This is a genomic window from Streptomyces sp. NPDC054847, from assembly GCF_053610925.1.
Map to the genome: position 1 here is coordinate 1 of NZ_JBSGZJ010000283.1, position 9,474 is coordinate 9,474.

The following is a 9,474-nucleotide window of genomic DNA, read 5'->3' on the forward strand; positions in this document are numbered from 1 at the left end:
GGGCCCGCCGGGGTGTCCGGAAGTAAAGCGTCGCGACTCGCGTGAAGCGCGGTGAGGACAGCCATTCCGGACACCCCCCTCCGGAGGCCCCGCCCCCCGCACCACCCACCGGCGCAGCCACCCCCCGCAAGGGGCAACGCAACAGGGGCCGGGCCACGCCCAGCAGGGCGACGCGCAACGAAGCCGGGCCACGCCCCCAAGGGCGGCACCACCACCGGAACGCCCCGCCCCGCAAGGGGTAACGCAACGAGACCCGGCCCTCCCGCAGGGCGACGCACAACGAAGCCGGGCACGCCCGAACGCACCAACCACCCGGCCGACGGCGACGCCCCGCAGGGGCGACACGGCCCCGCACCGGCCACCCCCGCCGGAGGCCACCAACACCTGGGTCGGGGCGCACCCTGACAAAGCAGTGGCCCGGCCGGACCGACCGGCCCCGGACGGCCGCCAGGGACCCGGGGGCGCCGCGCCACCGGGTCGGGTGTGCCGCCCGCTCAAGGGCTACGCGCTTATGGGGCGTTGCACCCTGATCGACTGCAGCAGCCCGATCGCGATCCACACCGCGAACATCGACGTGCCTCCGTACGACACGAACGGCAGCGGCAGGCCGGCGACCGGCATGATGCCCATCGCCATGCCGATGTTCTCGAACGACTGGAAGGCGAACCAGGCGATTATCCCGGCGGCCACGATCGTCCCGTAGAGCTCGGTCGTCTCGCGCGCGATCCGGCAGGCGCGCCACAGCACGATGCCGAGGAGCACGAGGATCAGTCCGGCACCGAGGAAGCCGAGTTCCTCGCCGGCGACGGTGAAGATGAAGTCGGTCTGCTGTTCGGGCACGAACTGCCCGCTGGTCTGGTGGCCGTTGAAGAGTCCTTCGCCGTACAGCCCGCCGGAACCGATCGCGATGCGCGCCTGGTTGGTGTTGTAGCCGACGCCGGCCGGGTCGAGTTCGGGGTTGGCGAAGGCGGCGAAGCGGTTGATCTGGTATTCGTCGAGCAGTCCGAGCGCCGTGACGGCGATCGCGCCTGCCGCTCCGGCGCCGATGAGGCCGAAGACCCAGCGGTTGGACGCGCCGGAGGCGAGCAGCACGCCGAGGACGATGACGACCATGACCATGACCGAGCCGAGGTCGGGCATCAGCATGACGATGATCATCGGCAGGACGGCGAGTCCGAGCGACTTGGCGACGGTGCGGTGGTCGGGGTGCACCTGGTCCCCGGCGTCGACGCGGGCCGCGAGCATCATCGCCATCCCGAGGATGATCGTGATCTTCACGAACTCGGAGGGCTGGAGGGAGAAGCCGCCGCCGAGCTGGATCCAGGCGTGCGCGCCGTTGATGGTGGCGCCCAGTGGGGTGAGGACGAGCAGCACGAGCACGACGGAGAGCCCGTAGAGGAACGGGACGGCGCCGCGCAGGGTGCGGTGGCCGAGCCAGATGGTGCCGACCATCAGTACGAAGCCGATGCCGGTGTTGAGCAGGTGCCGGACGAGGAAGTAGTACGGGTCGCCCTGGTTGAGTTCGGTGCGCCCGCGCGTGGCGGACCACACGAGGAGCGCGCCGACCAGCGAGAGCGTGATCGCGGAGAGCAGCATCGGCCAGTCGAGCCTGCGCACCACGGAGTCACGGGCGGTGAGCCTGGTCCAGACCCCGCCGCGCTCCGGGCCGTATCCCGGGACGGAGAAGCCGCCTGCGCCTGTCATGTCTCAGTCCCTCCGCGATGCGGGTGTTCCCGCGAGCACTGGTTGGGCGTCCTGCGGCTTCGGAGGAACGTAGGGCTTGACCTCGGGGGCGTCGATCGAGCCGTCCGGGGAGATCTTGGGCAGGGTCTGCTGCGGCTTGGGCAGCAGGGCCCGCTTGAGGTCCTGGTTGCCTTCCTTGTCCAGGCCGTACATCGCGTCGTAGATGTTGCGTACGGCGGGACCGGACGCGCCGGAGCCCGTACCACCCTGGGAGATCGTCATGACGATCGTGTAGTCGTCGGTGTAGGTGGCGAACCACGAGGTGGTCTGCTTGCCGTAGACCTGCGCGGTGCCGGTCTTGGCCCTCATCGGGATCTTGTCCTGGGGCCAGCCGCCGAACCTCCATGCGGCGGTGCCGCCGGGCTCGACGACGGAGCGCAGGCCCTTGTCGAGGTCCTTGATGGTTTCGGCGTTCACCGGCAGCTTGCCGTGGGACTTGGGCTTGATCTCTTCGATCTTCTTGCCGTCGGGGCTGATGACGGCCTTGCCGACGGTGGGGTTGTAGAGGGTGCCGCCGTTGCTGATGGCGGCGTAGGCGGTGGCCAACTGGACGGGGGTGATGAGTACGTCGCCCTGGCCGATGGCGAAGTTGATGCTGTCGAAGGCCTTCAGCTGGTTGCCTTCGAGGCAGCTCTCATAGGCGATCTGCTCGACGTAGGAGCCGCCCTTCTTGCCCTGCTTGCACCAGGAGTCCTTGTTGGCCGCCCAGAAGGCCTGCTTCCAGTGGCGGTCGGGGATGCGGCCCTTGACCTCGTTCGGGAGGTCGATGCCGGTCTCGGACCCGAATCCGAAGTCATGGGCGGTCCGGTAGAACCAGTCGTGGGCGCCCTTCTTGGGCTTGAGGCCGCCGTCGCGCTGCCATTCCTGGTGGCCGAGCCGGTAGAAGACGGTGTTGCAGGAGTACTTGAGGGCGTCTCCGAGGGTGATGGGACCGTGTCCCTGGGACTCGAAGTTGGCGAAGCTGCGGTTGCCCATGCTGTAGGAGCTGCTGCAGTTGTAGAGGTCGTCGAAGGCGTAGCCGGCCCGCACGGCCGCGCTCGCCGAGACCACCTTGAAGACGGAGCCGGCGGGTGCCTGGCCCTGGGTGGCCCGGTTGAGCAGCGGGTAGTTCGAGTTCTTGCCGGTGAGCTTGGCGTAGTCCTTGGCGGAGATGCCGCCGACCCAGGCGTTGGGGTCGTAGTCGGGCTGGGAGGCCATGGCGACGACCCGGCCGGTCTTGGCCTCCATGACCACGACGGCGCCCGCGTCGGCCTCGTACGGGCGGCCGGTGATCTTGTCGGTCTCTCCCCGGACGGTCTTCATCGCCTGGTGGAGTTCGTACTCGGCGACGGCCTGGACGCGGGCGTCGATGCTGGTGACGAGGTGGGAGCCGGGCACGCCCGGGTCCGCCTCGGCCTCGCCCATGACCCGGCCGAGCTTGTCGACCTCGTACGACGTGACGCCGGCCTTGCCGCGCAGTTCCTTGTCGTAGGTGCGCTCGAGGCCGGAGCGGCCGACCTGGTCGGAGCGCAGGTAGGGCGAGTCGCTGTCCTTGGCTTTCTGGATCTCCTCGTCGGTGACGGGCGACAGATAGCCGAGCACCTGCGCGGTCCGGGCCTTGGCGGGGGCCGTGTAGCGGCGTACGGCGGTGGGTTCGGCGGTGATGCCGGGGAAGTCCTCGGAGCGTTCGCGGATCTGCAGCGCCTGCTGGGTGGTGGCTTCGTCGGTGACCGGGATCGGCTGGTACGGGGAGCCGTTCCAGCAGGGCTGCGGTGTCTTGGAGTCGCAGAGGCGGACCTTGTCCATGACCTCCTTCGGCTTCATGCCGAGGACGCCGGCGAGCCGGGTGAGGACGGCCTCGCCGTCGTCCTTCATCTTCAGCAGATCGGTGCGGGACGCGGAGACCACGAGCCGGGTCTCGTTGTCGGCGAGCGGCACACCGCGGGCGTCGAGGATCGAGCCGCGCACGGCGGGTGTGACGACCCGCTGGACGTGGTTGCCGCTGGCCTCGTCGGCGTATTCGTCGCCGTTGCGGATCTGGAGGTACCAGAGCCGGCCGCCGAGGGTGAGGAGAAGGGAGAAGACGAGTACCTGGATGATGACGAGACGGATCTGGACCCGGGGGGTCCGGCCTGTCTCCGGAATGTTGCTCACGCTGCTGCCCCCTCGATCACAGTCGCTTGACTCCCTTGATGCGTCCGGCCCGTGCGGCCCGGGTCTTCGCCGCCTTGAGCCGCAGTCCGCCGCGCTGGTCGCCGATGCGCAGTCCGGTGCCGGAGGCGAGCCAGCCCGCGGCCACGTCGGCGCCGCCGGCGCTCTGGCTCTCGGCGAGCGGATCGTTCTCGCTGCGTCTGGCGAGCCACATGATCAGCGGCACGGTGAACGGCGCGAGGAGCAGGTCGTACACCGCGGCGGTGAACAGCAGGCTGCCCAGGCCGACATGGCGGGCGGCGGTGTCGCCGACGAGGGCGCCGACGAGGGCGTACAGCAGCGTCGAACCGATCGCCGCCGCGACGACGACGGCCATCGGCCCGCTGGAGGACCGCAGTGGTTTGCCGTTCTCCGGGCGGACCAGTCCGGCGAGGTAGCCGATGACGCAGAGGACGAGCGCGTAGCGGCCGGCCGCGTGGTCGGCGGGCGGGGCGAGGTCCGCGAGCAGGCCGGCGCCGAAGCCGATGAACGCCCCGGCCATGTGGCCGTAGACCATGGCGAGTCCGAGGACGACGAGCAGTACGAGGTCGGGCACCGCGCCGGGCAGCTGGAGCCGCGCGAGGACGGAGACCTGGATGACGAGGGCGACCACGACCAGCGTCGTGGAGAGCAGCATCCGGTTGACACGCATGACGGATCAGCTCCTACTGGTCGTCGTTCTGGCCTGTGGCGTCACCGGAGGCGCCGGGGTCGGGCCCGTCGCCCTGGACCTGGCCGTCGTCCTGGACCGGCGCCTCGCCCTCCGGCGGGGTCGCGCCGGGGGTGACGGTGACCGTGACGGTCGGCGTCGGCCTGGGGCCGGCGGGCTTCGGGGGCAGCACGGTGTCGCGGGGATCGGTCCGCGGCGCCTGGACGACGACGCCGACGATGTCGAGCCTGCTGAAGCCGACATAGGGGCGCACGTAGACGTTGCGGGTGAGGTCGCCCCTGGCGGGGTCCACCCGGATGATCTCGCCGACCGGCACGCCGGGCACGAACGGCTTGCTGCCCTGGGAGCCGAAGGTGACCAGCCGGTCGCCCTTCTTCACCTTGGACTTGCCGTTGAGGAGCTGGACCAGCAGCGGCCGGTCGCCCTGTCCGGTGGCGAAGCCGAGCTCGTCGGTCTTCTCCATCCGGGTGCCGACGGTGAAGTCCGGGTCGCTGGCGAGCAGCACGGTCGAGGTGCGCGGGCCGACGGTCGTGACCCGGCCGACGAGTCCCTCGCTGTTGATGACGGTCATGTCGCGCGTGATGCCGTCCTCGGAGCCGATGTCGATGGTCACCGTCCAGGAGAAGCCCTGGGCCGCTCCTATGGCGATGACCTCGGCGCCCTTGATGCCGTACTGGCCGGCGGCAGCCGTTCGGATCATGCCGTCGAGCTGGCGGAGCCGGCTGTTGTTGCGCTCGTCGCTGCCGAGCCGCTGCTTCAGCTCGGCGTTCTCCAACTGGAGCTGCCTGATGCGGTCGTGACGGTCACCGGACTCCCGGACCGCTCCGATCGCGTTGCCGATGGGGTCGACGGCGGCCGCGACGCCGTTCTCCACGGGCCCGAAGACCGACGCCGCGGCCTGCCGTGCACCGTCGACCGGTGACTCCTCACCGCCGCGGATGTCCACCGTGATCAGAGCGAACGCGATGGCGATCAGCAATGCCAGGAGCAGCCGGCTCTCCTTTGTGTCCCTCACGTGCGGCGGCCGTGCCTTCCTCGTAGGAATGGTCGTGTCGGTAGAGCAACGATCCTTCCCCCGTGTCAGGGGCGGGGAGGACCCCATGTGGGGGCCTCACAGCCCCCGTACGGCGTATTGTCCGACCGTCTAACGACGCGGCTGGGCGTCCAGCACCTGCTGGAGCGCCTCGAACTCCTCGACGCACTTGCCGGATCCGAGCGCCACCGAGTCCAGGGGGTTCTCCGCGATGTGGATCGGCATGCCCGTCTCCCGGCGGAGCCGCTCGTCGAGGCCGCGCAGGAGGGCGCCGCCGCCGGTGAGGACGATGCCGCGGTCCATGACGTCGCCGGAGAGCTCGGGCGGGCACTTGTCGAGGGTGGTCTTCACGGCGTCGACGATCGCGTTGACCGGTTCCTCGATGGCCTTGCGGACCTCGGCGGCGGAGATGACGACGGTCTTGGGCAGACCGGAGACCAGGTCGCGGCCGCGGATCTCCGTGTGCTCCTCCGTCTCCATCTCGTACGCGGAACCGATGGTGATCTTGATGTTCTCCGCGGACCGCTCACCGAGGAGGAGGGAGTACTCCTTCTTGATGTGCTGGATGATCGCGTTGTCGAGTTCGTCGCCGGCGACCCGGATGGACTGTGCCGTGACGATTCCTCCCAGCGAGATCACGGCGACCTCTGTGGTGCCACCACCGATGTCGACCACCATGTTGCCGGTGGCCTCATGGACCGGGAGGCCGGAGCCGATGGCCGCGGCCATGGGCTCCTCGATGATGTGCACCTGTCGGGCGCCCGCCTGGGTCGACGCCTCGATGACCGCGCGGCGCTCGACACCCGTGATACCGGAAGGCACACAGACGACGACGCGGGGCCGGGCGAGATAACGGCGCTTGTGGATCTTGAGGATGAAGTAGCGGAGCATCCGCTCGGTGATCTCGAAGTCGGCGATGACGCCGTCCTTCAGCGGCCGGACGGCAACAATGTTGCCCGGCGTCCGGCCGATCATCTTCTTCGCCTCGGCGCCGACCGCGAGAATGCCGCCCGTGTTGGTGTTGATGGCGACGACGGACGGCTCGTTGAGAACGATCCCCCGGCCTCTGACGTACACCAGCGTGTTGGCGGTCCCGAGGTCGACAGCCATGTCACGGCCGATGAACGACATGTTGTTCCCCATGAGGATGCGTCTGGCCTTCCCAAATCGAGCGTTGATGGCTTTTCAGGATGGCGAGGTGAGTGCTGTGGCGTGGAGGCTTACATCGTAGTGCCGCCTGCACGGACACCGCGCGGTGGTCCACCTCTTGTTTATGGTGACGATGCGTCGGAGCGATGCGTTCCCGCAATGCCCTTGCGTATGCCGAAGGGCGACCGAAATTCCATCGGTCGCCCCAGGACAACAGCGCTGTATGGCTGACGTGCTGTCAGAAAAGGCCTGGAAAGGGGCAGGCCTCAGCCTTCTTGGAAGAACAGTTTCAGTTCCCGGACGGCGGACTCCTCGGAGTCCGAGGCGTGGATCAGATTCTCCCGGACGATCGTGCCGAAGTCACCCCGAATGGACCCAGGAGCGGCCGCGATCGGGTCGGTCGGACCCGCCAGTTGGCGTACGCCGTCGATCACGCGCTCACCCTCGACGGCCATGACGACCACCGGGCCGGACAGCATGAACTCCACCAGCGGCTCGTAGAAGGGCCGGCCGACGTGCTCGGCGTAGTGCTGCTCCAGGGTGGCCCGGTCGAGCGTGCGCAGCTCCAGCGCGGCGATCTTCCAGTCGGCCTTGCGTTCGATGCGGCCGATGACCTCGCCCACGAGTCCGCGACGGACGGCGTCCGGCTTGAGAAGGACGAGGGTGCGCTGAGTCATGGTGTGCGGCTCCTTGCAGGCCTGGATGTGTGCGGTCGGGCCGAGATTACCGGGTGTGACGCCGGGGGCGGCACCCGCCCCGTATCCCCGGCGCCAAGGGCCTCGGCCGGCTACCCGGCGTCAGCCTCCGCCGACTGCGCGGCCCACCGGGCCTTCGCCTCGTCGATCTTGCGGCCGTAGTGGATGGAGGCCCACCACAGGCCGCCGAAGAGGACTCCGAGGAAGAACATCGCCGGAACGACGAAACCGCTGGCGATCAGCGCGATCTGCAGCGCCCAGCCGAGCTGGGTCCCGCCGGGGCGGGTGATCATGCCGCACAGCAGCAGCGACAGCAGCATCGCTACGCCGCAGACCGTCCAGACCGCCGCCATCGAGACGTCGTCCGACTTCATGGCCACGAGTCCGGCGAAGCCGATCACGAAGAACTCGCCGATCAGGGTCGACGCACAGAGCGTACGCACGATGTCAGCCCCTCCCCAGCAGCAGCCGGGCCTCGCCGACCGTGATCACGGAACCGGTCACCAGCACGCCGGCGCCGGCGAACTCCGACTCCTCCTCGGCGAGCGTGATCGCCGCCTCCAGCGCGTCGTCGAGCCGCGGCTCCACGACCACGCGCTCGTCACCGAAGACCTCCACGGCGACAGCGGCGAGCGCGTCCGCGTTCATCGCACGGTGGCTGGAGTTCTGCGTCACGACGATCTCGTGGAAGATCGGCTCGAAGGCCTCCAGGAAGCCCCTGACGTCCTTGTCGTCGCTCGCGCCCACCACACCGATCAGCCGGGAGAAGCCGAACGACTCGGTGACGGCGGCCGCCGCCGCCCGCGCGCCCGCCGGGTTGTGCGCGGCGTCCAGCACGACGGTGGGGCTGCGGCGCACGACCTCCAGCCGGCCGGGCGAGGCCACGGTGGCGAACGCCCTGCGGATCGTGTCGGCGTCCAGCGTGCGCGCGTCACCCGCGCCGACGCCGAAGAACGCCTCGACCGCCGCGAGCGCCACCGCCGCGTTGTGCGCCTGGTGCGCGCCGTAGAGGGGCAAGAAGATCTGCTCGTACTCGCCGCCCAGGCCGCGCAGGGTCAGCAGCTGTCCGCCGACCGCGACCTCGCGCGAGACGACGCCGAACTCCATGCCCTCGCGGGCGACGGTCGCGTCCGCCTCGACGGCCCGCTTCAGCATCACCTGAGCGGCGTCCACCGGCTGCTGCGCCAGGATGACGGTCGCGCCCTGCTTGATGATCCCGGCCTTCTCCGCGGCGATCTCGGCGGGAGTGGTGCCGAGCCGGTCGGTGTGGTCCAGGTCGATGGGGGTGACGACGGCGACCGAGCCGTCGATCACGTTGGTCGCGTCCCAGCTGCCGCCCATGCCGACCTCGACGACGGCCACGTCCACGGGGGCGTCGGCGAAGGCCGCGTACGCCATGCCCGTGAGCACCTCGAAGAACGACAGCCGGTACTCCTGGCGCGCGTCGACCATCTCGACGTAGCGCTTGATGTCGTTGTACGTCTCGATGAAGCGCTCGGCGTCGATGGGAGCGCCGTCCAGGCTGATCCGCTCGGTGATCGACTGCACGTGCGGCGAGGTGTAGCGGCCGGTGCGCAGGTCGAAGGCGGAGAACAGGGCCTCGATCATCCGGGCCGTGGACGTCTTGCCGTTCGTCCCCGTGATGTGGACGGAGGGATAGGCCCGCTGCGGCTCTCCCAGCACGTCCATCAGCGCCTCGATACGGGCGACGGAGGGCTCCAGCTTCGTCTCGCCCCAGCGCGTGGCGAGATCCGCCTCGACCTCGCGCAGCGCCCTGTCCACCTCCGGATCCGCCGGGCGGGAAGGCACCTGGTCGGCCTGCGGCGATCCGGCCTGTGCGCGCAGGGTGCGGCTGCCGGCCTCGATCACCGCCAGGTCGGGGTCGCGGTCGGTCTCTGCGTCGACGATCTCGTCGAAGGCGTCGGACTCGTCGAAGGCGTCGGGCTGCTCACTCACGGGTCCAGTCTACGGAGGGGCGCCGACGGATACGGCCGAGGCCCCGGGGGCGTCCCCGG

Annotated in this window: 8 protein-coding genes; all 8 read right to left on the reverse strand. The window is 69.6% G+C overall.

Annotated features, from left to right (window positions below):
- Nucleotides 1-501: 501 nt before the first annotated feature.
- Nucleotides 502-1,704, reverse strand: coding sequence for a rod shape-determining protein RodA (rodA, locus tag ACWGH4_RS24070; protein WP_441262996.1), 1,203 nt, complete (start codon nucleotides 1,702-1,704; stop codon nucleotides 502-504).
- Nucleotides 1,705-1,707: 3 nt separating this feature from the next.
- Nucleotides 1,708-3,876 carry a penicillin-binding protein 2 gene (gene mrdA, locus ACWGH4_RS24075; protein WP_441262997.1) on the reverse strand — a complete coding sequence of 723 codons (2,169 nt, stop codon included), beginning with the start codon at nucleotides 3,874-3,876 and terminating at the stop codon, nucleotides 1,708-1,710.
- A gap of 16 nt (nucleotides 3,877-3,892) precedes the next feature.
- Nucleotides 3,893-4,564 carry a rod shape-determining protein MreD gene (mreD, locus tag ACWGH4_RS24080; protein ID WP_453464372.1) on the reverse strand — a complete coding sequence of 224 codons (672 nt, stop codon included), beginning with the start codon at nucleotides 4,562-4,564 and terminating at the stop codon, nucleotides 3,893-3,895.
- Nucleotides 4,565-4,577: 13 nt separating this feature from the next.
- Nucleotides 4,578-5,597, reverse strand: coding sequence for a rod shape-determining protein MreC (gene mreC / locus ACWGH4_RS24085; protein ID WP_441262999.1), 1,020 nt, complete (start codon nucleotides 5,595-5,597; stop codon nucleotides 4,578-4,580).
- Nucleotides 5,598-5,726: 129 nt separating this feature from the next.
- Nucleotides 5,727-6,746, reverse strand: a complete 1,020-nt coding sequence (locus tag ACWGH4_RS24090) for a rod shape-determining protein (protein ID WP_453464381.1) — start codon at nucleotides 6,744-6,746, stop codon at nucleotides 5,727-5,729.
- Nucleotides 6,747-7,030: 284 nt separating this feature from the next.
- Complete coding sequence (ndk, locus tag ACWGH4_RS24095; protein WP_453464375.1) at nucleotides 7,031-7,441, reverse strand: nucleoside-diphosphate kinase; 411 nt, start codon at nucleotides 7,439-7,441, stop codon at nucleotides 7,031-7,033.
- A 110-nt stretch (nucleotides 7,442-7,551) separates the two neighbouring features.
- Complete coding sequence (locus ACWGH4_RS24100) at nucleotides 7,552-7,902, reverse strand: DUF4233 domain-containing protein (protein ID WP_159692053.1); 351 nt, start codon at nucleotides 7,900-7,902, stop codon at nucleotides 7,552-7,554.
- 4 nt (nucleotides 7,903-7,906) lie between these two features.
- Nucleotides 7,907-9,415, reverse strand: a complete 1,509-nt coding sequence (gene folC / locus ACWGH4_RS24105) for a bifunctional tetrahydrofolate synthase/dihydrofolate synthase (protein WP_453464379.1) — start codon at nucleotides 9,413-9,415, stop codon at nucleotides 7,907-7,909.
- Nucleotides 9,416-9,474 lie beyond the last annotated feature (59 nt).